Origin of the sequence: Streptomyces silvisoli, from assembly GCF_029269905.1 — a bacterium.
Lineage (GTDB): Bacteria > Actinomycetota > Actinomycetes > Streptomycetales > Streptomycetaceae > Streptantibioticus_A > Streptantibioticus_A silvisoli_A.
In genome coordinates this window covers 56,110-80,480 of the sequence record NZ_JARJBC010000003.1, presented here as the reverse complement: position 1 = coordinate 80,480, position 24,371 = coordinate 56,110, and the positions used below count along the sequence as shown (strand labels likewise).

At 71.3% G+C, this 24,371-nt stretch carries 30 protein-coding genes; 15 read left to right on the top strand and 15 right to left on the bottom strand.

The window, feature by feature from the left end; all coding sequences use genetic code 11:
• Positions 1 to 2: 2 nt before the first annotated feature.
• Entirely contained in the window at positions 3 to 1,139 is a 1,137-nt protein-coding gene (locus P3G67_RS05905; protein WP_276092519.1) for a baeRF3 domain-containing protein, read from the bottom strand.
• Between the two features lie 645 nt (positions 1,140 to 1,784).
• Here P3G67_RS05905 and P3G67_RS05900 point away from each other — a divergent pair.
• Genes P3G67_RS05900 through ligD form a run of 3 tightly spaced genes read left to right on the top strand, consistent with a single transcriptional unit; the run spans position 1,785 to position 4,844 of the window.
• Positions 1,785 to 2,498: a YoaK family protein gene (locus tag P3G67_RS05900; RefSeq protein WP_276092518.1), complete on the top strand. Its 714-nt coding sequence runs from the start codon at positions 1,785 to 1,787 to the stop codon at positions 2,496 to 2,498.
• 53 nt (positions 2,499 to 2,551) lie between these two features.
• The gene (locus P3G67_RS05895; protein WP_276092517.1) at positions 2,552 to 3,943 is read left to right on the top strand and encodes an NADP-dependent succinic semialdehyde dehydrogenase; all 1,392 of its coding nucleotides are present in this window, start codon (positions 2,552 to 2,554) and stop codon (positions 3,941 to 3,943) included.
• Position 3,944: 1 nt separating this feature from the next.
• Entirely contained in the window at positions 3,945 to 4,844 is a 900-nt protein-coding gene (ligD, locus tag P3G67_RS05890) for a non-homologous end-joining DNA ligase (protein ID WP_276092516.1), read from the top strand.
• 42 nt (positions 4,845 to 4,886) lie between these two features.
• On the opposite strand, the gene P3G67_RS05885 is transcribed toward ligD, so the two are convergent.
• On the bottom strand, positions 4,887 to 5,492 hold the full coding sequence (locus tag P3G67_RS05885) for a histidine phosphatase family protein (protein WP_276092515.1): 606 nt from the start codon (positions 5,490 to 5,492) through the stop codon (positions 4,887 to 4,889).
• 182 nt (positions 5,493 to 5,674) lie between these two features.
• Between P3G67_RS05885 and P3G67_RS05880 the strand changes: the two genes are divergently transcribed.
• Positions 5,675 to 7,123: a dihydrolipoyl dehydrogenase family protein gene (locus tag P3G67_RS05880; RefSeq protein WP_276092514.1), complete on the top strand. Its 1,449-nt coding sequence runs from the start codon at positions 5,675 to 5,677 to the stop codon at positions 7,121 to 7,123.
• A 112-nt stretch (positions 7,124 to 7,235) separates the two neighbouring features.
• On the opposite strand, the gene P3G67_RS05875 is transcribed toward P3G67_RS05880, so the two are convergent.
• Positions 7,236 to 7,472, bottom strand: coding sequence for a chaplin (locus P3G67_RS05875; protein ID WP_276092513.1), 237 nt, complete (start codon positions 7,470 to 7,472; stop codon positions 7,236 to 7,238).
• Positions 7,473 to 7,949: 477 nt separating this feature from the next.
• Between P3G67_RS05875 and P3G67_RS05870 the strand changes: the two genes are divergently transcribed.
• Positions 7,950 to 8,210 (top strand): hypothetical protein, encoded by a 261-nt coding sequence (locus P3G67_RS05870; protein WP_276092512.1) that lies wholly within the window; start codon positions 7,950 to 7,952, stop codon positions 8,208 to 8,210.
• Here the strand turns inward: P3G67_RS05870 and P3G67_RS05865 are convergent.
• The gene (locus tag P3G67_RS05865) at positions 8,158 to 8,781 is read right to left on the bottom strand and encodes an acetate uptake transporter (RefSeq protein ID WP_276092511.1); all 624 of its coding nucleotides are present in this window, start codon (positions 8,779 to 8,781) and stop codon (positions 8,158 to 8,160) included. The two genes, P3G67_RS05870 and P3G67_RS05865, sit on opposite strands and share 53 nt — an antisense overlap.
• A gap of 339 nt (positions 8,782 to 9,120) precedes the next feature.
• Between P3G67_RS05865 and P3G67_RS05860 the strand changes: the two genes are divergently transcribed.
• Positions 9,121 to 9,870, top strand: coding sequence for a (2Fe-2S)-binding protein (locus P3G67_RS05860; RefSeq protein WP_276092510.1), 750 nt, complete (start codon positions 9,121 to 9,123; stop codon positions 9,868 to 9,870).
• Here P3G67_RS05860 and P3G67_RS05855 read toward each other — a convergent pair.
• Positions 9,867 to 10,517, bottom strand: coding sequence for a TetR/AcrR family transcriptional regulator (locus P3G67_RS05855; protein ID WP_269854775.1), 651 nt, complete (start codon positions 10,515 to 10,517; stop codon positions 9,867 to 9,869). The genes P3G67_RS05860 and P3G67_RS05855 overlap by 4 nt on opposite strands.
• A gap of 112 nt (positions 10,518 to 10,629) precedes the next feature.
• Here P3G67_RS05855 and hpnH point away from each other — a divergent pair, with 112 nt between their 5' ends.
• Positions 10,630 to 11,634, top strand: a complete 1,005-nt coding sequence (gene hpnH, locus P3G67_RS05850) for an adenosyl-hopene transferase HpnH (RefSeq protein ID WP_276092509.1) — start codon at positions 10,630 to 10,632, stop codon at positions 11,632 to 11,634.
• Positions 11,635 to 11,776: 142 nt separating this feature from the next.
• On the opposite strand, the gene P3G67_RS05845 is transcribed toward hpnH, so the two are convergent.
• The 3 genes from P3G67_RS05845 to P3G67_RS05835 are packed head-to-tail and all read right to left on the bottom strand — an operon-like array spanning position 11,777 to position 13,707.
• Positions 11,777 to 12,673: a VC0807 family protein gene (locus P3G67_RS05845; protein ID WP_276092508.1), complete on the bottom strand. Its 897-nt coding sequence runs from the start codon at positions 12,671 to 12,673 to the stop codon at positions 11,777 to 11,779.
• Positions 12,670 to 13,314: a TetR/AcrR family transcriptional regulator gene (locus P3G67_RS05840; RefSeq protein ID WP_276092507.1), complete on the bottom strand. Its 645-nt coding sequence runs from the start codon at positions 13,312 to 13,314 to the stop codon at positions 12,670 to 12,672. The genes P3G67_RS05845 and P3G67_RS05840 overlap by 4 nt, the downstream gene beginning before the upstream one ends.
• A gap of 45 nt (positions 13,315 to 13,359) precedes the next feature.
• A complete protein-coding gene (locus tag P3G67_RS05835; protein ID WP_276092506.1) occupies positions 13,360 to 13,707 on the bottom strand; it encodes a hypothetical protein in 348 nt (115 codons plus the stop codon).
• Positions 13,708 to 13,755: 48 nt separating this feature from the next.
• Between P3G67_RS05835 and P3G67_RS05830 the strand changes: the two genes are divergently transcribed.
• Positions 13,756 to 14,130 carry an RNA-binding S4 domain-containing protein gene (locus tag P3G67_RS05830; RefSeq protein ID WP_269854770.1) on the top strand — a complete coding sequence of 125 codons (375 nt, stop codon included), beginning with the start codon at positions 13,756 to 13,758 and terminating at the stop codon, positions 14,128 to 14,130.
• A gap of 202 nt (positions 14,131 to 14,332) precedes the next feature.
• Here the strand turns inward: P3G67_RS05830 and P3G67_RS05825 are convergent, their stop codons facing one another.
• Complete coding sequence (locus tag P3G67_RS05825) at positions 14,333 to 14,752, bottom strand: hypothetical protein (protein ID WP_276092505.1); 420 nt, start codon at positions 14,750 to 14,752, stop codon at positions 14,333 to 14,335.
• A gap of 264 nt (positions 14,753 to 15,016) precedes the next feature.
• On the opposite strand from P3G67_RS05825, the gene P3G67_RS05820 reads away from it, so the two are divergent.
• Positions 15,017 to 15,316 carry a hypothetical protein gene (locus P3G67_RS05820; RefSeq protein ID WP_276092504.1) on the top strand — a complete coding sequence of 100 codons (300 nt, stop codon included), beginning with the start codon at positions 15,017 to 15,019 and terminating at the stop codon, positions 15,314 to 15,316.
• A 10-nt stretch (positions 15,317 to 15,326) separates the two neighbouring features.
• On the opposite strand, the gene P3G67_RS05815 is transcribed toward P3G67_RS05820, so the two are convergent.
• Positions 15,327 to 15,839 (bottom strand): DinB family protein, encoded by a 513-nt coding sequence (locus P3G67_RS05815; RefSeq protein WP_276092806.1) that lies wholly within the window; start codon positions 15,837 to 15,839, stop codon positions 15,327 to 15,329.
• A gap of 170 nt (positions 15,840 to 16,009) precedes the next feature.
• On the opposite strand from P3G67_RS05815, the gene P3G67_RS05810 reads away from it, so the two are divergent.
• From P3G67_RS05810 to P3G67_RS05800, 3 genes are all read left to right on the top strand, one after another.
• On the top strand, positions 16,010 to 16,882 hold the full coding sequence (locus P3G67_RS05810) for a chitosanase (protein ID WP_276092503.1): 873 nt from the start codon (positions 16,010 to 16,012) through the stop codon (positions 16,880 to 16,882).
• 324 nt (positions 16,883 to 17,206) lie between these two features.
• On the top strand, positions 17,207 to 17,968 hold the full coding sequence (locus P3G67_RS05805) for a hypothetical protein (RefSeq protein WP_276092502.1): 762 nt from the start codon (positions 17,207 to 17,209) through the stop codon (positions 17,966 to 17,968).
• A 67-nt stretch (positions 17,969 to 18,035) separates the two neighbouring features.
• Entirely contained in the window at positions 18,036 to 18,800 is a 765-nt protein-coding gene (locus tag P3G67_RS05800) for a bestrophin-like domain (RefSeq protein ID WP_276092501.1), read from the top strand.
• Positions 18,801 to 18,805: 5 nt separating this feature from the next.
• Here the strand turns inward: P3G67_RS05800 and P3G67_RS05795 are convergent, their stop codons facing one another.
• On the bottom strand, positions 18,806 to 19,537 hold the full coding sequence (locus P3G67_RS05795; RefSeq protein ID WP_276092500.1) for a VOC family protein: 732 nt from the start codon (positions 19,535 to 19,537) through the stop codon (positions 18,806 to 18,808).
• A 152-nt stretch (positions 19,538 to 19,689) separates the two neighbouring features.
• Positions 19,690 to 20,694 carry an aldo/keto reductase family protein gene (locus tag P3G67_RS05790; RefSeq protein ID WP_276092499.1) on the bottom strand — a complete coding sequence of 335 codons (1,005 nt, stop codon included), beginning with the start codon at positions 20,692 to 20,694 and terminating at the stop codon, positions 19,690 to 19,692.
• A 147-nt stretch (positions 20,695 to 20,841) separates the two neighbouring features.
• Between P3G67_RS05790 and P3G67_RS05785 the strand changes: the two genes are divergently transcribed.
• On the top strand, positions 20,842 to 21,729 hold the full coding sequence (locus P3G67_RS05785) for an alpha/beta hydrolase (RefSeq protein ID WP_276092498.1): 888 nt from the start codon (positions 20,842 to 20,844) through the stop codon (positions 21,727 to 21,729).
• Positions 21,730 to 21,813: 84 nt separating this feature from the next.
• On the top strand, positions 21,814 to 22,086 hold the full coding sequence (locus P3G67_RS05780) for a hypothetical protein (RefSeq protein ID WP_269854761.1): 273 nt from the start codon (positions 21,814 to 21,816) through the stop codon (positions 22,084 to 22,086).
• A gap of 30 nt (positions 22,087 to 22,116) precedes the next feature.
• Here P3G67_RS05780 and P3G67_RS05775 read toward each other — a convergent pair whose 3' ends face one another.
• Genes P3G67_RS05775 through P3G67_RS05765 form a run of 3 tightly spaced genes read right to left on the bottom strand, consistent with a single transcriptional unit; the run spans position 22,117 to position 23,710 of the window.
• The gene (locus tag P3G67_RS05775) at positions 22,117 to 22,275 is read right to left on the bottom strand and encodes a hypothetical protein (protein ID WP_276092497.1); all 159 of its coding nucleotides are present in this window, start codon (positions 22,273 to 22,275) and stop codon (positions 22,117 to 22,119) included.
• The gene (locus tag P3G67_RS05770) at positions 22,265 to 22,933 is read right to left on the bottom strand and encodes a thiaminase II/PqqC family protein (RefSeq protein WP_276092496.1); all 669 of its coding nucleotides are present in this window, start codon (positions 22,931 to 22,933) and stop codon (positions 22,265 to 22,267) included. Before P3G67_RS05770 ends, P3G67_RS05775 begins: the two co-directional genes overlap by 11 nt.
• Positions 22,934 to 22,975: 42 nt before the next feature.
• The gene (locus tag P3G67_RS05765) at positions 22,976 to 23,710 is read right to left on the bottom strand and encodes a VIT1/CCC1 transporter family protein (protein WP_276092495.1); all 735 of its coding nucleotides are present in this window, start codon (positions 23,708 to 23,710) and stop codon (positions 22,976 to 22,978) included.
• 113 nt (positions 23,711 to 23,823) lie between these two features.
• Between P3G67_RS05765 and P3G67_RS05760 the strand changes: the two genes are divergently transcribed.
• Positions 23,824 to 24,303 (top strand): RrF2 family transcriptional regulator, encoded by a 480-nt coding sequence (locus P3G67_RS05760; protein WP_276092494.1) that lies wholly within the window; start codon positions 23,824 to 23,826, stop codon positions 24,301 to 24,303.
• Positions 24,304 to 24,371: the final 68 nt, after the last annotated feature.

Below are 24,371 nucleotides of genomic sequence, written 5' to 3'. Positions count from 1 at the left end.
AATCAGTACCGCAGGCTGAGAGCGAGTCCCGTGCCGTCAATGGCCCCAGACGGCACGAACGTCACTTCCCCGCTGTGCTCCAACTGCCGCTCCACCAGTTCGTCCACCGCGTCCTGGACGACCGTCCCCCTGGCGTCCGGCCGGATCTCACCATCAGCTCCGATGACCTCGACATGTTCCCCATCGACCCGCGCGGCCACGCGGTACGTCTCGTCGACCACGAGGTGCCTGCCCCGGCCCTCGCTCACCAGGTTCCAGGCCTCCTCCAGGCCGCCCGCGTACCGCTTCTCCCCGCGGGCGGCGTCCAACGCCTCCAGTGCGGCCTGTACCCGCCTGGCGTGGGCTCGTTCCCACGCCGTCCGCAGCACCGCCGCCAGCTCCGCGGCGGACGCCTTCTCGAACCCGGCCGCGTCCGTGTCCGTCTCGGGGTCGGCGAGGACGTCGCGATGCCGGGTCACCTCGCGCATCCGGTGCAGGTGCGACTGCATGCCGACCAGGAACACCGGCCTGCGCCTGCCGTTGAGCACCTGGCCCAGCGCCTCGTCCACCGCCTCGAAGAACCGGCGCAGCCGCTCCTCCCTGAGCGGGCTCGGCCGCACCCCGATGCCGCCCTTGAGCGGCGCCTCTCCCTCCTGGCCCTGCGCGGCGATGGGGAAGCGGCCCTCCGTCACCTCACGCAGCCACAGCGGCGAGCCGTCCCACAGCCGGGACGGTTTCTCGGCCAGCACCAGCGCCCAGTACGGCTCCAGCATGGAGGTGGCCGCCACCAGGTTGCGGGTGAGGAAGGTGGTGCCGAACACGACCTGCTCGGTCACCGGTTGCGGCAGCAGCCAGGTGTGGTGCTCGCCCGGCGCCACATGCAGCACCAGCCCCTCGCCGGACATCTGCTCACGCTCCCACTCCAACTCCTCGATCGCGGCGTCCAGGTGCTTTTGCAGATCGATGCGGCGGGAGTGGGTGACTTCAGGATCGTCCTCGGCCTGCTTGCGGGCCCTTGCCACCAGATTGCGCAGCCGGATCGGATCCTGTGCCTTCTCCGGCTGCGCCCGGTGGACGGGCAGTACCAGGGAGACGGCGGGGTACTCCCGTGGACGGCGAAGTTCCGCGAGGATCGAGGGGGTGACCCAGGAGACGTCCATCGGATTCTCCCTAAGCTCGTCGATCTGAGGCTCGTCGCGCTCAGCCCGTCGATGGCCTGGCAGCGCACGGGCGGCGTGCGCCCGCTGGCGGCGTCCTTCCATCCTCCGCGCAATGGCCGCCGAGTGCGACTCGGCGCCCCGGTCCCGCCGTCCCCCCGACGGGCTACGCCTGCGCGCGCGCCGCGCCCGGCTGTGCCCAGGGTGTGAGGGGTACTCGGGCGCATCCCGGGCAGAAGCGGGGCGAGTAGCACCCGCGAGGCGCTGGAGGACGTCATGAAGCAGCACACCGCACGGCAGCCCCTGCCCACCCCTTCCGGCCCGAACGTGCGGCATCCGAGGCCATCGGCCGTGCGGGCCGCGCAGCCTCCTGACGCCGTGCGGTCCATGAGCGTCCCGAGGTTCGAAAAGGACCCCACTCCGCGCCCGGACCCCGCGCCCCCCTCGCCGACTCCGCCGCCCGGTCCCGGGCCCGTGCCCGGCCCGGTTCCGCCGGGCCCCTCGCCGAACCCCATCCCGACGCCGCCGCCCGAGCCCGTGCCGGGCCCCGAACCGGAACCTGTGCCACCGTCTCCGCCGCCCGGCCCCACACCAGGCCCGGCGCCCAGCCCGGTGCCGGACCCCGGGCCGCTGCGGTAGCAGTCGGCGTTGCCCGGCCAGCGCGGTCCCCGCACCGCGGAACACATCGCCCTGGTGCTGCTGGCAGCGGCCTCCGGGGCGGTGGACGCGCTGGCGTTCACCGTGCTCGGCCATGTCTTCGCCGGGGTGATGACCGGCAACCTGGTGCTGCTCGGCATCGCCTTCGCCTCCGGCCGCCCGGCCGATCTGGCGGCGCCGCTGGTGGCGCTGGCCGGGTTCGTCGCGGGCACCCGGGCCGGCGCGCTGATCTGCCGCGGCGCCGCCCCCGGCGCACGGCCGGGGTGGCCGGCGCAGGCACTGTTCTGCCTGGCCGGGGAGACCGCGGTGCTGGCGGCGTACGCCACCTTGTGGGCGGGCAGCGGCGGAGCGCCCGGCGGGCTGATGCGCCAGGTGCTGCTCTGCGTGGCCGCCGTGGCGATGGGCGGCCAGTCCGCCGCGATGCTCGTCGCGGGGCGCGCAGCGCGGCCCTCCACGTACTTCACCGGCACACTCGCCACGTACGTCGCCAGCGGGGCCGGTGCCGCGGTCGGCGCGGCGGACCGGTGGGTGCCGGTACGGCTGGCCGCGCTGGTGGCGGGCGCCGCGGTGGCCGCCGTGCTGCACCACTGGGCCCCGGCCTGGGCGGCGGTGCCCGCCCCGGTACTGGTCCTGGCGGCGGTGCTGGGAGCGACGTACCGCCCGCCCCGACCGGCCAGGAAGACGGTCCCGGAGCACAAGGGGTAAACCCGTAGCTAGCGGGCACGCGACCATTGGCACCGTCCGAGGAGGAAACCGCCATGGCCATCGCAACCGTCAACCCGGCGACGGGGCAGACCCTGAAGACCTTCGAGGCGCAGGGTCCGGACGAGATCGAGCAGCGGCTGGCCCGCGCGACCGCAGCCTTCCGTGACTACCGCACCACCGACCTGGTCACCAGGGCCGAACTGCTGCGTGCGACCGCCGACTTGCTGGAGCACGAGCAGGACGAGATCGCCCACACCATGACGACCGAGATGGGCAAGACCCTGGTCGCCGCCCGAGCCGAGGCCGCCAAGTGCGTCAAGGCGCTGCGCTGGTACGCGGAGAACGGCGAACGGCTGCTCGCCGACGAACGCCCCTCCGCCGCCGACATCGAGGACTCCGGCGCGCGCGCCGCGTACGTCCGCTACCGGCCGCTCGGTGTGGTGCTCGCGGTCATGCCCTGGAACTTCCCGTTGTGGCAGGTGATCCGCTTCGCCGCGCCCGGACTGATGGCGGGCAACGTCGGGCTGCTCAAGCACGCGTCCAACGTGCCGCAGACCGCCTTGTACCTCGGTGACCTCTTCTATCGCGCGGGTTTTCCCGAAGGGTGCTTCCAGACGCTGCTGGTCGGCGCGGACGCCATCGAGAAGATCCTTCGCGACCCCCGGATCGCCGCCGCCACGCTCACCGGAAGCGAACCCGCCGGACGGTCGGTGGCCGCGATCGCCGGTGACGAGGTCAAGAAGACCGTGCTGGAACTCGGCGGCAGCGACCCGTACATCGTGATGCCCTCCGCCGACCTGGACCGGGCGGTCCGCACCGCGGTCACCGCCCGGGTGCAGAACAACGGTCAGTCCTGCATCGCCGCCAAGCGCTTCATCGTGCACTCCGACGTGTACGAGGGGTTCGTCGAACGCTTCACCGCGGCCATGGCGGCGCTCACCGTCGGCGACCCGATGCTGGAGAGCACCGACGTCGGACCGCTGTCCACCGAGCGGGGCCGCGCCGACCTGGAGGAACTCGTCAACGACGCCGTCGGGCAGGGCGCCACCGCACTGTGCGGCGCCCGGCGCCCGCCGCACCACCGCGTGGGCTGGTTCTACGAGCCCACCGTGCTCACCGGAATCACCCCGACCATGCGCATCCACCGCGAGGAGGCCTTCGGGCCCGTGGCCACGCTGTACCCGGCCGACGACCTGGACGCGGCGGTGGAACTGGCCAACGACATACCGTTCGGCCTCAGTTCCAATGTTTGGACCGACGACGAAGCAGAACAGCGGCGTTTCATCAGGGACTTGGAGGCGGGCGGCGTCTACTTCAACGGCATGACCGCCTCGCACCCCGCGATGCCATTCGGCGGAGTGAAGCGCTCCGGTTACGGACGCGAGCTGTCAGGCCACGGAATGCACGAGTTCTGCAACGTCACCACCGTCTGGTACGGCGCCTGACGTGGCGGCGAAGCCGAAACTCGCCGTGCGCGCCGGACGCCGCACCGTCGAGGTGAGCCGCCCGGACAAGGTGCTGTTCCCCGACGACGGCCTCACCAAGGCCGACCTCGTGGAGCACTACCGCACCGTGGCCCCACGGATGCTGCCGCAACTGCGCGGTCGTCCGCTGATGCTGGAGCGGCATCCGGACGGCATCAACGGCGGCCGGTTCATGCAGAAGGACGTGCCCGACTACTACCCCGACTGGATCCGGCGGGCCGAACTGCCGAAGCAGAACGGCACCGTCACCCACGTCCTGTGCGACGACACCGCCACCCTGGTCTACCTCGCCGACCAGGCCTGCCTCACCCTGCACCGCTTCCTCGCCAAGGCCGACCGCCCGCGCTGCCCGGACCGCCTGGTCTTCGACCTCGACCCGCCGGGCGAGGACTTCGCCCCGGTCCGCGAGGCGGCCCGGCAACTGTGCGCCCTGCTGGACGAACTGCGGCTGCCCGCCGCGCTGATGACCACCGGATCGCGCGGACTGCACGTCATCGTGCCGCTGGACCGCAGAACGGACGTCGACGAGGTCCGGGACTTCGCCCGGCGCGTCGCGGACACCCTCGCGAGTCGCCACCCCGACCAACTCACCACCGCCCCACGCAAACAGGACCGCGGCGAACGCCTCTACCTGGACATCCAGCGCAACGGCTACGCCCAGACCGCGGTCGCCCCGTACACCGTCCGCGCACTGCCCGGCGCACCGGTCGCCACGCCCATCGACGGCTCCGAACTGGACGACCCCGAACTCCACCCCCGCCGCTGGACATTGACCAACATCGCCGAACGCCTCACCGAGGATCCCTGGCGCGACGTCCTACGCCGCGGCCGCTCGCTGCGCGCGGCGTGGCAGCGGATGTGAGAAACCGAGGGGGGGTTCTCGGCGAACCCGTCATCAGCAGGCTCAGCGCTGCGGCGCCACGTTCCAGGCCGTGATCACCGGACGGTCGTGTTCGCTGCCCAGGCGGCTCACCGTGGCGGTGTCCAGCCGGAACAGCGCTCCGCCGGACGCCGAAAGACCGAGCCGCCGGGCGGTGAGCACCCGCAGGAAGTGCGCATGCGCCACCAGCGCCACGTCCCCGCCGCCCGCCGCCTCCGCCAGCGCCGCGTCCACCGCCTTGAGCACCCGGTCGGCGCGCTCGCCAACCTGCGCCGGAGACTCACCGGGATGCTGCGCGGGGCCGGGCGCCACCCCGTCGGTCCACAGGTCCCAGCCGGGCCGGGTGCGGTGGATCTCCTCGGTGGTGATGCCCTCGTAGCCGCCGTAGTCCCACTCCCGCATGTCGGGCTCGATCACCGGATCGCCCAGCCCGGCGAGTTCCGCGGTGCGTAGCGCACGCGCCATCGGGCTGCAGAACGTGACGGCGATCCGGCGGTCGGCCAGCAGCGGTACGAGCGAGCCGGCCTGCTCCTCGCCGCGCGCGGTGAGCGGCAGATCCGTCCAGCTGGTGTGCTTCGACGCCCGGCTCCATTCGGTCTCGCCGTGCCGGATGAGGATCAGCTCGCCCATGTGCGTCCTTACGTCGTGGCCTGCGTGCGTCGTCGGCCTTGGTCTTCCCCTACCGGCCATCTTCGCCGATCATCGAAGGCGGCCGGTCACCCGGGTGGACGGGGGCACGGGCGGGCGACCGCCGATGGCCACAGGATGGGGCAAGTGCACCGTACGAGCCACGCAGAGCGGGAGGCCGGATCGTGACCACCGAGACCGAGGAGTACGACGTCGTCGTACTCGGCGCCGGACCCACCGGGGAGAACCTCGCCGACTACGCCCGGTCCGCCGGCCTGACCGTCGCCTTGGTGGAGAGCGAACTGGTGGGCGGCGAGTGCTCGTACTGGGCGTGCATGCCCAGCAAGGCCCTGCTGCGTCCACCGACCGCGCTCGCCGAGGCCCGCAGGTCACCGGGCGCGCGGCAGGCGGTGAAGGGTCCGCTGGACGTGGCGGCGGTGCTCGCCCACCGCGACGAGTACGCCTCGTACTGGAAGGACGACGGGCAGGCCGCCTGGGTGGCGAAGGAGGGTATCGACCTGGTGCGCGGCCACGGGCGGCTGGCCGGGGAGCGACGGGTGACGGTCGACGTGCCGGGCGGCGGCCGCCGCACCCTCACCGCCCGGCACGCGGTCGGGGTGTGCACCGGCAGCCGGGCCGCGGTGCCCGACCTGCCGGGGCTGGCCGAGGCCAAGCCGTGGACCAGCCGGGAGGCGACCAGCGCACGACAGGCACCGGGGCGGCTGGCGGTGGTGGGCGGCGGTGTGGTCGCCGCGGAGATGGCCGCGGCGTGGCAGGCGCTGGGTTCGCGGGTGACCATGCTGGTGCGCGGATCGGGGCTGCTGGCGCGGATGGAGTCGTTCGCCGGTGAACTGGTGGCCGAGGGGCTCACCGACGCCGGGGTGGAGATCCGTACCGGAGCCCAGGTGTCCGAGGTGCGGCGGCCGGATCCGTCGGGACCGGTGACCATCACGCTGGCGGACGGCGGTGAACTCGTCGTCGACGAGGTGCTGTTCGCCACCGGGAGGGCGCCGCGCACCGAGGATCTCGGCCTGGAAACAGTGGGTTTGACTCCCGGACAGTGGCTGACTGTTGACGACACCTGCCGGGTCACCGATGTGCCGGACGGCTGGCTGTACGCGGCCGGAGACGTCAACCACCGTGCGCTGCTGACTCATCAGGGCAAGTACCAGGCGCGGATCGCGGGCGCGGCGATCGGTGCGCGGGCCGGCGGCCAGCCGGTGGACACCGCCCGCTGGGGCAGCCACGCCGCCACCGCCGACATCGACGCGGTACCGCAGGTGGTCTTCACCGACCCGGAGGCCGCCTCCGTCGGCTGGACCGCGGAGCAGGCCGAACGGGCCGGCCGCCGGATCCGCACCGTGGACTACGACATGAGCAAGGTCGCCGGCGCGGGCCTGTACGCGGACGGCTACCGGGGCCGGGCGCGCATGGTCGTGGACCTGGACCGAGATCATCTGCTCGGCGTCACGTTCGTCGGCTACGGCGTCGGGGAACTCCTGCACTCGGCCACGGTGGCGGTGGTGGGCGAGGTCCCCATGGACCGCCTCTGGCACGCGGTGCCCTCCTACCCGACCATCAGCGAGGTGTGGCTGCGGCTACTGGAGAAGTACCGCTCCACGGCGGGGACTTGAGGCGCGTTGGGCGTCCCGGCAGCCGGACGCGGACGGCACGTTGATGGTGTGCCGTCCGTGCCGGTGAATGAGGTTCTCTGAGGACTCGGAAGCGCGAGCGATCAGCTTATCGTCAGCTGCTCGCGCAGACGTTGCCCGCCGCCGGGTTGAGGATTCCGATGACGTTGATGGTGTTCCCGCACAGGTTGATCGGCAGGTTGACGGGAACCTGGATCACGTCGCCGGAGATGACTCCGGGCGACCCGACGGCACTGCCGGTGGCGCTTGAGTCGGCAACGGCGGTGGTGGCGGTGGCCACGGCGCCGGTCAGGGCCAGGGCGGCGGCGATGACGGCACTACGAACACGCATGGTCTCTCCCGAGGCGTTTGATGGAAAACCGATGGGACAATCACACCGGCTGGGGTGTCCCATTCCTCCGTATTCACCGGAGTGGGGGCGTGTCGCCCCGCTCTGCCCGCCCGTGGGCGCGTCCGGGCCTTGTCACCGGGGGTGTGGTGGGCCGCTCGTCGTTGGCGCGCCGGTCCGCCCCCGTGGCGTACGACGAGGTCGTCGACGGCGTGCGGACCTGCTCCTTGACGGGCTGTCAGTGCGCTGGTCCGACGGTCCGCTGGCCGTCCACCGGCGGCGCGCATGCCCGTTCACGCCCCGCAAGCCCTCGCCCCGTGTGCCCAACAACCGTGTGCCGCCAGCTCGTTACGGGTAGCCTGGGAGTGGGGGAGCCCAACCCGGCGCACTGAGTCCTCATCTGCGAACGAAACCGCGGGACCCATGACCATCAACCGGCCGGGGCCTGGGTCGGATGGGGGGAAGAAGGGTGCGTGCCCGATGAATCTCGGGCTCCTGTCCGCGGCGGCCGCGGTCGTCTACGCCGCGACGGTCTCGCTGCTGGCCATCACCGCCACCTTCGCCCGACGCGCTGTACGGCGGCGCGAGGCGCGGGCCACCTTGCTGCTGCTCGTGCCACGACGGCACGCCGACTGCCCGGCAGGTGTTGAGCGGACCGGCCGGGCAGCGGGAGGCGGCGTCGGCGGGCTCAGGCCCGCGGCCAGGTCGGAAGCGCGGGACGCCGCCAGGTCTCGTTGGTGACCGCCGCGAACGACGCGTACCAGGCGAGCACCGCGGTGACCAGCCCGAGCCAACCACCCACCTTGGTGGTCACGGTCGACTGCGCGAACTCGCCCGCCGACAGCGCGATGAACGTCAGCGACAGGAAGGCGAAGACGCCCAGTACCGCGCCGCTCGTCCTCAACGCCGCCACCGTCATGTACACCGTGAATACGGCCCAGACCAGCAGGTACAGGCCGGTCGCCTGGTGGGCGCCGGCCAACGGAAGGTGCGGTGCCACGAACCTGACGTACCCCGCGAAGGACAGCCAGAAGGCGCCGAAGGAGCTGAACGCCGTCGCGCCGAAGGTGTTGCCCTTGCGGAACTCCCACATGCCCGCGAGGAGTTGGGCCAGGCCGCCGTAGAAGAGGGCCAGCGGGAGGACGGCGGCCGACAGGCTCGCGTCGACCAGGTTGGCGTTGAAGCAGCTGAGGACGAAGGTCGTGCTGGCGAACCCGGCCAGTCCGAGCGGACCGGGATCGGCGATCGAGTCGACTGAGGCCTGCCGGGGTTGATCGAGTTGGGTGGTGAGGTTGGGGTTGGCTTCGACCATGGTCGTACTCCTTGCTCTCGACGAGGCGGCCGGGCGGGCCGGGATGCCGTGGATGCGAGGGTTCCGTCCTGCGTGAACCAGCTGTGTGCGCCGTCGACCGGAGGACGCGCCTCCAGGATGCCCGTGTCATGCTGACTTCACCCCTCTCATCGGCCGGGTTCACCCCGCGCGCCAGTCATTGGCGCGTACAACCGGCGCGTGACTCCCGTAACGCGCTCCCGTGTTGGCGTTTTGAAGGGCAATGGCCTCCTAGCGGCGTGCGGTTGGCCTTCCGGCTCAGCGTGGCGGGTGCGGCGTTACGATCCAGTGCCCGCCGCTCCCGCACGAAGGACACACAACGTGACGCCGACGCCCGACGACGACCTGCGCCAAGTCGCCGCTGTCGGCCCGTTCTTCGGCGTACGGACCGGGGCGACGCCGGGTGGGCCGGGCGGCGAGGGGTACCGGCCGCTCGCCGACTTCTACGCCGGGCGGGGCCCGGGGGCGCCGCTGGGGGAGCGGTTGGCCGCGGTGGCCGAGCGGCTGGGCACCGATGAGCCGAGGGTCGCCGCCTCGCTGGTCTTCCAGGGGCTGGCCGCCCGGCTGTGGTCGCTGGCGCTCGGCTCGGCGGCGCTGTGCGGCCGGATTCCGCCGCTGACCGCGCAGCGCCTGTGGTGGCAGCCGGACCGTATGGCACCGCACGACCTGTGGCTGCCGGACCCGCTGCCGTCCCCGACCGGAGGCGCCGATGCGGCGCGGCGGCTGGCGACGGCGGTGGCCGAGGGCCACCTGGCGCCGCTGCACACGGCGATCCGCGCCCTGTGCCCGGTGTCGCCGAGGCTGCTGTGGGGGAACGCGGGCTCGGCGCTGGCCGGTTCCGTGCGCGTACTGCACGGGTGGTGCCGCGCGCACGGTCGTCCCGACCAGGCCCGTCACGCCCTCGACCTGGCGGAACGAGTGCTCGCCGCCCCGCCGCTACAGGGCACCGGAACGCTGCGGACGCCGCCCGGCGACCCGGATCCCGTCTTCAGCCGCCGCAGCTGCTGCCTGTACTACCGGGTCCCGGGCGGCGGCCTGTGCGGCGACTGCGTACTTCGGAGGCGGCGCTAGGCCCCGCTGGTCACCGTCGGGGCGGAGAGCCCGGCCAGTAGCCGGTCGAGCACCAGGCCGGCCTCCTGGCGGGCGCGCCCATGGTCCTCCGCGCGGGCGATGTAGAGGCTGGCCTCGGAGATCAGCGCGGCCAGCATCCTGGTCAGCGGGGCCAGCGGCAGCTCCTCGATCTGGTTGTCCCGGATGGCCTCGGTCAGCGCCTCCGCCAGCAGCAGGTAGCCGTGCTCCTCGACCAGGGCGTCCCAGGCGCTGTGCCCCAGCACCGCGGGCCCCTCGATCAGCACGATCCGCTGGAAGTCGGGGTCGGTGCAGGCGTCCAGGAAGGACTGGAACCCGGTGCGCAGCAGCTGCCAGGCGTCCCCCGGCTCCCGTTCGGCCCTGCGGGTCTCCTGTTCGACCAGCCGCTCGGCCATCTCCTGCGCGCACTCCGCCATCACGGCGCGGAACAGGTCCGCCTTGTCCCGGAAGTGGTGGTAGAGCGCGCCTCGGGTGACCCGCGCCGCGCCGACGATGTCCTCTGTTCCGGTGGCGGCGTAGCCGCGCTCGGCGAACAGCCGCCTGGCCGCCTCCACCAGGGCGCGCCGGGTGTCGCTGACGTGTTCCGCCCGGCGGCTGCCGCGGCCTGCGGAAAATCGGGGGCCTTTCATACGGACATCCTGTTCCATACAGACTGTATGTTGGAAGGGGGCCGGGCTCCTGCGCATCGCCGGTCCCGGCTCAGGGTCAGCAGTAGAGGGCTCGGGAACGGAGACATGGATCATGGCACTCCCGCTCAACCTCACCGTCAAGATGGGCAGTTACCTGCTCAAGCAGAAGCTGCTGCGGCGTGAGAAGTTCCCGCTCATCGTGGAGGTGGAACCGCTTTTCGCCTGCAACCTGAAGTGCAACGGCTGCGGCAAGATCCAGCACCCGGCGGGTGTGCTCAAGCAGCGCATGCCGGTCGCCCAGGTGATCGGCGCGGTGGAGGAGTGCGGCGCGCCCATGGTCTCGCTGGCCGGTGGCGAGCCGCTGATGCATCCGCACATCGACCTGATGACCCGCGAGCTGCTCAAGCGCGGCAAGTTCGTTGTGCTGTGCACCAACGCCGTACTGCTGCCCAAGCACCTGCACAAGTTCGCCCCGCACCGCAACTTCGCGTGGATGGTGCATGTCGACGGCCTGCGCGAGCGGCATGACGAGTCGGTGAGCAAGGACGGCGTCTTCGACCAGGCCGTGGAGGCGATCCGGCAGGCCAAGGCGGCCGGTTTCGCGGTCTACACCAACTCCACGTTCTTCAACAACGACAGCCCGCAGGACGTCATCGAGGTGATGGAGTACCTCAACGACGAACTGAAGGTGGACCGGATGGAGCTCTCGCCCGGTTACGCCTACGAGAAGGCGCCCGACCAGGACCGCTTCCTCGGCGTCGAGCAGACGCGGCAGCTGTTCCGGAAGGCGTTCGCCGACGGCAGGCGCCGCAAGTGGCGGCTCAACCACTCCGAGCTGTACCTGGACTTCCTTGAGGGCCGTACCGACTTCGAGTGCACGCCGTGGGCGATTCCCTCGTACTCGCTGTTCGGCTGGCAGAAGCCCTGCTACCTGATGGCGGACGGCTACGCGGCGACGTACCAGGAGCTGCTGGACGCCACCGACTGGGACAGGTACGGGCGGGGCAAGGACCCGCGCTGCGACAACTGCATGGCGCACTGCGGATACGAGCCCACCGCTGTACTGGCCACCATGGGCTCGCTCAAGGAGTCGCTGCGGGCGATCACCTCGGGCTGAGTCCGGCTCGTCCAGATCTTGTCGGGCGCGATCAGGGGCCGCAGGTCGCGCCCGGCGAGGCGGCCGCCGACCGGCAGGGTGCCGTACGCGGACGAGGGACCCGCCAGGCGGCGAGCCCCTCGTTCATCCGATCCGTCGGGTGTTACTTGTCTTCGGGCTTGTCCCTGAGGTCCTGCGTCTTGTTGGGCATGTCCTCCTGGGGCTGCGCGGCGCTCTCCCCGGCCTTCTCGGCGCGCTGGGCTTCGCGCTGCGCCCTGGCCTTCTCCGCCATCTCCTTGGCCTTGCGCTTGAAGTCATCCGTGACGCCCATGTCCGCACCTCCTGTGGATCCCTGGGTGCTCCCCAGGCTGGCACGACGTGCCCGAGTATGCATGTCGGGCGACCCGTCCGCCCGTCCGCCCTCGCGTACCAGGCCGCCGGTGATCCGCCACAGGCCCGCGACCTCGTAGTACGCCCCGTTCACCAGCTGGAGCAGCAGCAGGGTGACCGGCCACAGCGCGCCGCCCAACGCGGGCACTGTGTCGACCGGCAGCGTGTACGCCATGGTCACCCGAATGGCGGCGTCCGCCAGCATCGCCACCGACCAGATCACGGTGGACACCCGCCAGATGCGGCGGAACGCGGGCTCCCGCTCCCACAGCACCTCCCAGGGGGTGCCGTCGGAGCGGAACCGGCCCTCAAGCAGTGGCCGCGCGCCGTGGTAGACCAGCGGCTGACGGGCGACCTTCACCGAGGCCAGGAACCACAGCCCGCCGACCGCGGTCACCCAGCCGTCCTTGGCCAGCATGAACCGGGTGCCCCCGGTCACCAGCGAGGCGGCAAGGCCCAGCAGCATGGTCGTCGCTATGAAGACGGCCATGCCGTCGAGTCGGCGGTCCCGGAGCAACTGCACCGCCGCGCTGGCCAGCGGAGCGACCGCCGCGGCCACCAGCGCCGCGTAGGTGCTGACGCCAGCGGCGCGCAGCCCGTAGAACACCACCAGCGGAAGCGCGATGTCGACCACCATGGTCAGCACCGCCCTACCGGCGGGCGCGCTCATGACGACCGCCGGGTGGCGAGCGCGGCGATGGTGGTGATCTCCTGGACGCACTCCTCGACGCTCAGCCGCGGCGGCTGCCACATCCGTACGATCGCCGCGTCGATCGCCGACTTGATGGTGAGCGCCATCAACTGGGTGTCGAACGCCCGGAACTCGCCGCTGCGTTGCCCTTCGCGCAGGATCGGCTCCAGGGCGTCGACATTGGCACGCGCCGAGGCCGCCATGCCGTAGCGCAGTGAACCATCACTTCCGCGGGCGTTCATCGAGATCTCGTACAGCGCCTGAACATGCGCCGGATAGCGCGCGATCCAGTGCAACTGCGCCTTGATGCGGGCGTGCAGCGCGCCCGCGGCCGTGGTCTGCTCCGCCACCCGCTCGGCGATCATCCGGTCCGCGCTTTGTGCGATCTCGACGACGATCTCGTCCATCAGTTCGTCCTTGGTGCCGAAGTGGTACGAGATCAACCGTGTGCTGGAGATTCCGGCTCGCTCTGCGATCCGGGCGAACGAGGCCTGGGCGTAACCGAGTTCGGCGATGGTCTCGATCGCCGCCGCCACGATCTGCGACCGTCGTGCGGAGGCGGCGAGTGAGCGCTGTGCTGGTTCCGAGGTGTCCCCGGTGTTCCCCCTTGTTACTCGCATGAGTAACTGATTCCTTGGCTGAGTAACGCCCAAACGCGGGCGGGCTCAGCACTTCGGGGTCTCGACGGCGTCGTCGCTCTCGGCCGTGCCGTCCAGGTGCTTGAGTGCCGCGCGGGCCGCGATCTGGTCGGCGCCGAGGGTCGACCAGAAGGGGTGGACCGTCACCGCGTGGGCCAGCTCCCGTTGCCGGGCCCACAGCGCGTCCACCGTCTGCCGCTCCTCGTCGGTCCAGGCGGGCGTCGCCGGATGTTCGAATCCGTCCTCGTCGACGAACGCCTCGGTGCCCGCGGGGCGGGGCGGCAGGTGCGCGTGCAGGGCGGTCAGCTCGTTCCGTACGGCGTGGAGCTGGCGTTGCAGGGTGCGGAGGTCGTCGGGGAAGGGGAAGGAAGCCACATCAGAATAGTACCTCTGTTCGATTATGTTTCGCCGTAGAGTCATGGCATGGCTTCAGACGAGGGGACCGTACGGGTCGACAGCTGGATCTGGTCGGTACGGCTCACCAAGACGCGTTCGCTCGCCGCCGCGGCGTGTCGTGGCGGCCACGTCCGGGTGAACGGCGAACGCGTCAAGCCCGCCTATGCGGTGCGCTCGGGGGACGAGGTGCGGCTGCACCATGCCGGGCGGGAACGGATCGTGGTCGTCACGCGCGTGGTGCGCAAGCGGGTGGGGGCGGCGGTCGCCGCGGAGTGCTTCATCGACAACAGCCCGCCTCCTCCTCCGCGTGAGGAGTTGGTGGCGGTCGGTCAGCGCGACCGTGGCGCCGGGCGGCCGACCAAGCGCGAGCGTCGCGACCTCGAACGCCTACGCGGGCGATGAATAGCGCCGGGACGGAGTCAACTGGTGGGCGGAAGGCGCCCGCTGCGGCGGCAACTCCTATGTCGCCGCGGGGTGAGAAGCTCGACGGCGTGGCCCGGCGGTGCCGAACCAACCGCAACCGCGGGGCTGTTGGGCCTCCGTGGGTTGCGGTTGTCGCACTGCCGGACCACGCCGTCGTGGTCGTTCATCCCGTCGCGGCGGCCTAGCGGACGGTCACGTTGAAGACCGCGGAGGCCGTGTTGCCGCTGACGATGCGCAGGTCGTTCTTGCCCTTCAGGCCGAGCTTGACGCCCAGCGAGTAGGAGCCGTTGCGCGAGACGGGCGCGGAGGCGGGCAGCGTGACCCACTTGCCGTGCTGCTTCTGCTGGAGCGTCACCTTGCTGCCCGCCTTGAGGCCGGTGGTCTTGCCGGTCACCCGGAACAGCTGCCACGCGTGGACCGACGAAACCGACGGCTTGGCGGTGATGCTGGCCTTGGCGGCGACGGCCTGGTGTGCGGCGGCGGAAGGCGCGGTGTGCGCGGCCGGGGTGGCCGCCATCGCGGTGCCCGCCAGGGCGACGGAAGCCGCGCTGAGGGCGCCGATGGCGGCGATGCGCAGGGAGTGCCGCTTGGTGACGATCATGGATCTGTCCCTTTCGAAGTGGAACATCATTCTTTGCGCCGAAGGCGAGGTAAGTGCCATTGGCGTGGTCTCATCAGAAAAGACGTTCCATCACACGAATGCGTTGTAGGTGCTTTGTCACTGTCTTGCAACAGCCAACTCAGAGCCGGATCGGAGGGTCCGGCGGCCGGGTGGGCGTCGAACTGGCGTGAGGTCGTGTCCCGTCCCCGGGTGAACGCCTCTCGCGCGTTGTGACCGCCCGCCGAAGTTCGGCGTTGTCGGTATATGACGACCGTGACAACGCACTGGGGCCTCCTCGGTGGCTTCTCCGTATGGCACGAGCGACCGCGGTACGAAGAATCGATTCCGCGCCCGGCGGCCTCCGCTGACGCCCTGGCCGCCGAGGCGCCGATCTACGAGGCGCTGGCGCGCGGCTGGGTGCGCGCCGGGCGCAGCGTGCCGGGTCAGCACGACAGGGAGTGGGCGGCGTTGGCCGAACAGCCGCCTTGGCCGAGCGGTCCCCGGCGACGCGCCCTGGCGCCTGTGGTGGGACGGTGTGACCACGCGGTGCTGCCCAGGCTTTGACGGGGCGCGGTCACACTCCGGTCGCCCCGTCGATCCGTTCGCGGATCAGATCGGCGTGACCGTTGTGCCGGGCGTACTCCTCGATCATGTGCACGTAGATCCAGCGCAGGCTCACCTCCCTGCCGAGCAGCGTGCCGGTGTCCTGAAGTGAGCGGGCCGCCGCGATCTCCCGGGCCTTGGCGACCTCCCCCTCCCACAGGGTGAACGCCTCCTGGGACGTGGCGTCCTCGGCCACCTCGAAGCCGCCGTCCGGCCCCTCCTCGTCACTCCGCTCGCCGAAGATCGGTGAGACGTCCTCACCGGCCAGGATCCGACGGAACCAGTTCCGCTCAACCTCGGCCATATGCTGGACGATTCCCAGCAACGACATAGACGAGGGCGGCGCCGACATCTCCCGCAACTGGGTCTCGTCCAGGGCGCGGCACTTCATGGCGAGGGTGGTCCGGTGGAAGTCGAGCCAACTGTCCAGCGTGGTGCGCTCATCGGCGTTGAGTGGCGGGATGGGGCGTTCCGGTGTCGACATCATGGGCGCCATCCTGTCACCGGGGTCTGACAACGCCGGCGGCGAGCCGCCATCGGCTCGCATCAACTCCACGCGTTCCCCGGGGACTTGGCGACCGCTGGTGATGGTGCTTCAATGCCCGGGGTAAGTTAGGAAACTTTCCTAATGGATCCCATGGGACGGAGAGACATATGCGCCATCACCGCGCGGCACGCTCCCGCAAGCGCGTGACCCTGCTGGTCTCCGCCGGTGTGCTCGCCGCCACGGCCACCCCGCTGGCCGTGGCCGCCGCCGGAAACGCCACCGAACCGACCCCGACGGTCAGTCGGGCCGGAGCCGAGAAGGCGTCAGGGGCCGGGCTGAACGACCCGCGCAAGAAGGAGATCGCGATGGAGCTGGTCTCCAGCGCCGAGAACTCCACGCTGGACTGGAAGGCCCAGTACAAGTACATCGAGGACATAGGCGACGGCCGCGGATACACGGCGGGCATCATCGGATTCTGCTCGGGCACCGGTGACATGCTCGAACTGGTCACCGCGTACACCCGCACCGAGCCGGGCAACGTGCTGGCCAAGTACCTGTCCGCGCTGCGCAAGGTCAACGGAACGGACTCACACGCGGGCCTCGACCCGAACTTCACCAAGGACTGGAAGAAGGCCGCCGCCGATCCGGTCTTCCAACAGGCCCAGAACAACGAGCGCGACCGCGTCTACTTCAACCCCGCCGTCTCCCAGGCGAAGGCGGACGGGCTGGGCACGCTAGGCCAGTTCATCTACTACGACGCGATCGTGATGCACGGCCCCGGCAACGACAAGTACAGCTTCGGCTGGATCCGCAAGACGGCGATGCGCAACGCGAAGACGCCCGCACAGGGAGGCAACGAGACCACGTACCTCAACGCCTACCTCGACGCGCGCAAGGTCGCCATGAAGTCAGAGGAGGCGCACAGCGACACCAGCCGGGTCGACACCGAGCAGCGGGTCTTCCTGCGCAACGGCAACCTGAACCTGGACCCGCCGCTGCACTGGAAGGTGTACGGCGACAGCTACTCCATCGACCACTAAGACGTGTGCGGTGGGTCAGCACGGGCCCTGCGAGGCCCCGCTGGGGGTGTCCCCAGCGCCGGACACCGCGGGTTTTGCACCGGCCCATCTGGACACGACCTAGCACCGCTCGTCCCGCGAGGCCCGTGGCTTGGTGCCGTGCGGCGGGCCAAACCTCGTGGGGGCCTACGCCCGTCTATCGCGTGAATTCGCTCGGCGTGTCTGCCTGGTTGACGGCCGCGGTGGACAAGCTGATCGCGGGGCGAGCCGGGTCGTATCGCGACCAAGGGGGGCGCGATACGACCCGGCTCGCCGGGGGAAGCACGCGACGGGAGGGGGAGGCTCATGTTCGCGTGGGGTGCGGGTCCACCCGGCCGGCTCCGCTGGGGCTGGCTGCGCCACTTGGCGGCGGTACTGCTCGGCGGCGCGCTGGTGTTGGTGTGCGGGGGCGTCGGGTGCGCCATGGGCTGGCCGGGCCCACCGGTCCCGGGAGCACGGGGAGCCGTGCCGTCCGGCTGGGGAGTGCGACCTCCGCCGGGGCTGCCGGGCTTCGGCCGGTTCACCGCCCGGCACTTCTGGCCGTCGGGCCTGCCCGGCATACGCCGCCCGTTGCGCTGCCCGCACGGGCTGGGCCTGGTGCTGCCCGACATGGGCCCGAGGTCCTGCGAGGCGTCCGTGCGCGCCGCCGCCTGCGCCCCGCTGCGCTCCGTCGACGTCTCGGGCAGCGTCGCCACCGTACGCACCGCCGGCAACGCGCCGGTGCTGCGTCGGCTCACCGGGATGGCCAACCACAGCTGCGGTGTGCCCGCCCCACCGCTGCCCGCACCGCCTCAGCCCGCACCGCCGCAGCCCAATCCACCCGCACCACGGCCGCAGGTCGCGCCCAGCCCACCGGCGGTGCCCGCACCGCCACTTGCCAGCGCGCCCCCCTCGCCGGTGGTGAGAGCGGCCGTACCGCGTCCGGTGGCGTGGCTGCGCCACGTGCCGGACGGACAGGTCGCCGCACCGGCCGGGCTGTCCACCGTCGGAGCGCTCTTCCTGGTGCTGCTCCCGGCCGTGGTGGCCGGGGTCGCGGCCGGAGCGCGCTCCGGCTCACGCGGTCGGTGACCGGGGAAGCGATGGCGTCGTCCACCGGCAACTCCGTTGCCGGGCACGGCAGTTGAGGAGGTTTCCGTTGTTCGCTCTGCTCAGCACCCTGGGTGTCGTCCTCGGTGGCGGCCTGGTGGCGGTGGCCTGTGTGGTGGTCAAGCACCGTGTCTTCCCGCCGAAGGCGGACGAGGAGCCCCGGGAGGCGCTCGCCGAGTACATCTCGATGATGATCGGGGTGATCTACGCGCTGGTGCTCGGGCTCGCGCTGGTGTCGGTGTGGGACACCCACTCCAGCGCCGAGGAACACGTACAGACCGAGGCGGGCGCCCTGCACCAGGTCTATCTGCTCGCCGACGCCCTACCGCCCGCCGCGGAACAGCAGGCCAGGAGCACGGCCGTCTCCTACGCCCACCAGGTGACCAGCGGTGAATGGTCCGAGATGATCCGGCGCCAGCCGCTCGACCCGTCGGGCTGGCAACTGCTCAACCGGCTGCGGGACACCTATGAGACGGCGCAACCCACCGGTGCCGCCCAGCAGAACGCCGGGCAGGAGGCGATGGCCCAGTTGTCGGTCCTGGATGAGGCGCGCCGTGGTCGGGAGGCGGACGCGCAGAACCGGTTGTCGAGCGTGCTGTGGGCGGGACTGTTCATCGGCGGGGTACTGACCGTGGGCTTCATGTTCCTGTTCGGGGTACAGCGCCGGGCCAGTCATCTGGTGATGGTGATGGGCCTGTCCGGGTTCATCGTCTTCCTGATCGTGCTGATCCACCAGCTCGACATGCCGTTCGGCGGCGCGCTGGGCGTCAACGCGGAGGCGTTCACCCGGTACTTCCCAGGCTCAACCGGCTGATCGCGTCAGTGGTGCTGGCTGATCACCGAGAACAGTCCGCCCTCGACGTCGCGTACTCCGGCGACCCGGCCGTACGCCGAGTCCTGGGGCTCGCCGGTCACCTCGCCGCCGAGCTTCACGGCCTTCTCGACCGTCGCGTCGACGTCGGCCACCGAGAAGTAGACGTGCCAGCGGGGGCGGACGCGGGGGTCCATGGCGGCCTCCGTACCGCCGCCGGACAGCGCCGCCACGCTGTGCCCGTCCACCCGCAGCACCACCCGGTCGTGCTCGTAGCGCACCTCGTAGCGCTTGGGGTCCTCCTGGTCCCAGCCGAACACCTGGCCGTAGAAGAGGGCCGATTCGAAGGCGTCCCGGGTGCGCAGCTCGATCCACACGGGAGAGGCGATCGGCCGCTCCCGGGTGCGGGAGCTGGCCCTGCCCTCCCAGATGCCGAAGGAGGCGCCCGCCGGATCGGAGGCCAGCGCCAGCCGCCCGGCGTCGAACTCCAGCGGGCCCACCGCCACCGTGCCGCCGCGCTCCCTGATCGCGGCGGCGGTGGCGTTGGCGTCCTCGGTGCCGAAGTACGTGGTCCAGGTGACCGGCAGCTCCCAGCGCTTGGCCACCTCGCCGATTCCGGCGACCTCCCACCCGCCGGAGTACACCCGAAGGTACGGCCCCCAGCGCTCGGGCCCCGGCTCGAAGCGCCAGCCGAACAGCGGCCCGTAGAAGCCGGTGGCCGTGCCCAGGTCGCGGGCCATCAGACCGACCCAGCACGGAGCGCCGTAAACACAGCCTTTCCGCATAATGGTCACGTCGACTCCCGCCGGGCAAGCAACACCAACCGGCCCTCGCGGACCGCACTCAGCTTATGCCCGGCGATCTGTCGCCGCTCGCCGTGCGCGGGGCGTGTTCAGGGCCGTTGCGTCGGAGTCTGCGCATAGGTGATGGCCGGGTCGGTGACCGCGACGGGGGCCACGGCCTCGTTGATCCGCGCCATCAGCTCCGGCTCCAGCCGGACACCCGACGCCTTGGCGTTCTCGCCGACCTGTTCAGGGCGCGACGCACCGACGATCGCGGCGGACACGTTCGGGTTCTGCAGCACCCAGGCGACCGCGAGCTGCGCCAGCGAGAGCCCGGCCTCGGCCGCCAGCGGCCGCAGCGCCTGCACCCGCTCCAGCACCTCGTCGCGCAGGAACCGGCTGATGAAGTCGGCACCGCCCTTGTCGTCCGTGGCCCGCGAGCCCTGCGGTGGCCGCTGGCCGGGCTGGTACTTCCCGGTGAGCACGCCCTGGGCGATCGGCGACCAGACGATCTGGCCGATACCCAGCTCCGCGCAGGCCGGAATCACCTCGGGCTCGATCACGCGCCACAGCATGGAGTACTGCGGCTGGCTGGACACCAGCGGAATCCGCAGTTCCCGGGCGAGCGCGTGCGCCCTGCGGATCTGGTCGGCGGTCCACTCCGACACGCCGATGTAGTGCGCCTTGCCCTGGTGGACGATGTCCGCGAAGGCCTCCATGGTCTCCTCCAAAGGCGTGAACCGGTCGAAGCGGTGCGCCTGGTAGAGGTCGACGTAGTCGGTCTGGAGCCTGCGCAGCGAGTTGTCGATGGACTCCAAGAGGTGTTTGCGGCACAGCCCGCGGTCGTTCGGGCCGGGGCCGGTGGGCCAGTAGACCTTGGTGAAGATCTCCAGTCCCTCGCGCCGTTCGCCCTTCAGCGCGCGACCCAGCACGGTCTCCGCGCGGGTGGCGGCGTACACGTCCGCGGTGTCGAACGTGGTGATGCCGGCGTCGAGTGCGGCGTGGACACAGTCGGTCGCGGTGTCCTCCTCGACCTGGGAACCATGGGTGAGCCAGTTGCCGTAGGCGATCTCGCTGATCAGCAGGCCGCTGCGGCCGAGATGACGGTGTTCCATGAAAGCCGAATCTAGCTGTGCCGCCCGTGGACGCGGGCCACCGACTTGTCCGCGTCGCGTGACCGCCGCCTTCCGTACCACCGGCCGTCCGCGTACGAACGCGCGACACAGCCGCGTCGACCGGGTAGGTATTCCGTGGGAGGAGTCATGGCGACCGCAGAACTGCACATCCCGGTTGGCGACGGAAGCCTGCGCGCCCTGCGGTTCGGCACCGGACCGCGGCTGGTGCTCGCCGTGCACGGCATCACCGGGTCGGCCATGGCGTTCCGGGCCGTGGCCCGCCAACTGCCCGAGGAGTACAGCCTGTTCGCCCTCGACCTGCGCGGCCGGGGCGGCAGCGCCGGGCTACCCGGACCGTACGGCCTCGGTCGGCACGCGGACGACGTGCGGCGGGCGGCCGAACTCCTCGGTGTGGAAGACAAGTTGACGCTGGTCGGCCACTCGATGGGCGCGTACGTCGCCCTACGGGCCGCGGCGGCGTGGCCGGAACTCTTCGACCGGCTGCTGCTGGTGGACGGCGGTCTGCCGCTGCCGACGCCGCCGGGCGCCGATCCCGACCGCGTGCTCGACGCGACGCTCGGCCCGATGCTGGGCCGCCTTGGCCGCACGTTCGACAGTGCGGCGGCACATCTCGACCTCTTCCGCGCCCATCCCGCGCTCGGGCCCTACTGGAACGAGGACATCGAGGCGTATGTGCGCGCCGACCTCACGGGAGCGGACGGTTCATGGCGCTCACGAGTGAGCGTGGACGCGGTCCGCGCGGACGGCCGGGACCTGCTGACCTCGTCAGCCCGTGTCGCCGCGGACCTCGAACGGCTGTCGCTTCCGGCGCTGTTGGTGTACGCACCGCTGGGCATGTTCGACCGGGCGCCGGGACTGCTGCCGACCGGTCTGGTGGCACGGTGGCGCGACCGCGTCGCGTCGCTGCGCACCGAACTGCTGCCTGGCTGCAACCACTACACCATCGTGCTGGGCGAACCGGCGCGGCTGCTCGCCCGACGGCTCGCCGAGCGGCAGGGTGACGCGCCCTCGTAACGGTGAATGAAGCCGTCCCAAGATCCGCTCCACTACCACTGAGCCCATGACCACTTTCCGATGCGGAACCGTGGCGGGCGCCGCGTGAGCGGTGGCGAGCCGACGCGGTTGGTCGACGAGGTCACCGCGGGGCCGAGCGGCGCGATGACCCGCGAGGGCGTCATCCTCACCGGCACCCTGACCGTCGCCACCACGGAGCTGCCCGCCAAACGCGCCCAGGTGACCTTGCGCGAGGCCGGCTCGTCGGAGTGGCACACGCTCGCCGGCAGCCCCTTCCCTGTCCCGCCGGAGGGCATCGGGGCACTGCACACCATCGTGGTCGCCGCCATCGGTGCCGGATCCCGGCCGTCCGGTTGACCCGCCCGCCAACCGGACGGCCTGGAGGGCTCAGTCGTCCGGGACCATCGCCTCGACACAGGCGGCGACGGTGAGCGGCAGCGCGTCGTCCTGACCGGGGATGACCGTGAAGCCGTCGTGCGCGCTCAGCGGCGCCAGCGGCGAGACCAGGGCCGTGGGCACGGTGGCGACGCGCTGCTCACCGCTCATTGCCCTGTTCGGCAAGGGTGTTCCAGAACATCAACTCGTACGCCTGGAGCAGCCGTCCGTAGCGGTGTGCCAGCGGAGTGACGCGACCGGCGTCCAGCCCGGCCTGTACCGCGGCCAGCGCCTGCTGTTCGAGTTGCGACGCGGGTTCCGCGAAGAAGTCGAAGAAACCACATGCCTCGTCGCCGAAGCCGTACCGCTCGCGCAGCGCCCGGCCCATCGTCCGGCAGTAGCCGCCCCACGCGGCGAAGTTGGCGGTCAGCGCGATCACCACGTCCACCGGCTCGGCGTTCAGCGCGAGCCACGCCGCGTACGCCGGGTACGCCTGGCAGCCCGGCTTCGGCTGGTAGCCGTCCACGGACTCGTCGTCAAGACCGAGGGCGTCGGCGAGCGCGCCGAGCCTGTCGAGCGCGATGTTCTCCCCGTGCGCGAGGCTGGTGAAGAAGGTGGCGGCGGCCGGATCGGCGGCGCAGCGCTCGGTCAGATGCAGGAAGCTGCGGCGGTCGCTGGGGATGACGTGGTGCTGTTCCATCGCGAACGCCGCCAGCGTCTCGACCGGCGCCTGCCCGGCGGCGATACGGGGGACCAGCCGGTTGGCGCCGGTGCCAGGGGCCAGTTCGCGGACGGCAGCCGCGAGGACCTCCTGTGCGGTACGGGTCACTTTTCCACCCTTTCTTCCGAGTTGGGGAGATTCGCCGTGCGGTCACGCCCCGGCCGCGCCGAGCAGGGTGCCCGCCGTGTAGGTAACGGCCATCGCCACCGCTCCGCCCGCGGCGTTGCGCAGTACGGCCTGCCGGGCCGGGGCGTTGCCGAGCCGGGCGCTGGCCCAACCGCACAGTACGAGCGCGCACAGCACCGCGACCACCGTGACGGCCAGGCGCACCGACGCCGGGGGCAGCACGATCGCCAGCAGCGGAAGCAGCGCACCGCAGGTGAACGCCGCGAAGCTGGCCCAGGCCGCGTGCCATGGGTTGGTCAACTCCTCGGGATCGATGCCCAGTTCGACCCGCGCGTGCGCGCCCAGCGCGTCGCGTTCGGTGAGTTGTTCCGCCACCTCGCGGGCGAGGTCGGGGCTGATGCCGCGCCCCGCCAACAGGCCGGTCAGCTCCTCCAGTTCGGCCTGTGGGGCGGTGGCCAGCTCCTCGCGCTCCAGGGCCAGCGCGGCCTTCTCCGAGTCGCGCTGTGTGCTCACCGAAACGTACTCGCCCGTCGCCATCGACAGCGAGCCCGCCAGCAGTCCGGCCAGTCCGGCGGCCAGCAGTGTCTGCCGGGACGTGGTCGCCCCGGCCACGCCGACCACCAGCCCGGCGATGGACACCACGCCGTCATTGGCGCCGAGCACCGCCGCGCGCAGCCAGTTGAGCCGGGTGCCCAGGCCGCCGGTGTGCGGTTCGTGATGTCCGGCACTCGGCTCGCCGGGTGAATTGTCCTTGTTCACCTGGTGAGCATCTCACTGACCGGCCGTCACCAAGCGGTATTCCGGGAGGCCTCGGTGGTACGTCGCCGATCGGGCTTCCCGTCCGTGGAAACTAGAGGTGTAGTGTCCTGGTTATGCGGATGGGTGAAGGAGTCGAGTGGGGGCTGCACTGCTGTCTGACACTGGCCTGGCTCGGCGGACAGGATCCGGTGTCGACGGCGAAGCTCGCGGCGCGGTTCGACCTGCCCCAGGCGTATCTCAACAAGCGGCTGCAGGCACTGGTCCGTGCGGGCATCCTCACCTCCACGCCCGGCGTCCGCGGCGGGTTCCGGTTGGCCAGGCCGCCGGAGAAGATCACGTTGATGGACGTGGTCGCCGCGATCGAGGGCCCTGACGACGCGTTCCGCTGCACCGAGATCCGGCAGCGAGGAGATGGCGCGGAGCTTCCGGTGCGGGAGTTCCGCGCGCCGTGCGGGGTGGCCACGGCCATGCGGCGGGCGGAACTGGCCTGGCGGCGGGAGCTGGCCGGGCAGACACTGGCCGACATCATGGCGGCGTCGCCCCCGGTGGCGGCGGAACGGGCGCGGAGCTGGTACGAGCGCGTAAGCGGCTGAACGCCGCTTACGCGGTCAGGTCGGCCTTCCGGCGCGGCCGAGGGGGGGCGCGGTCGGGACTGCGGTTG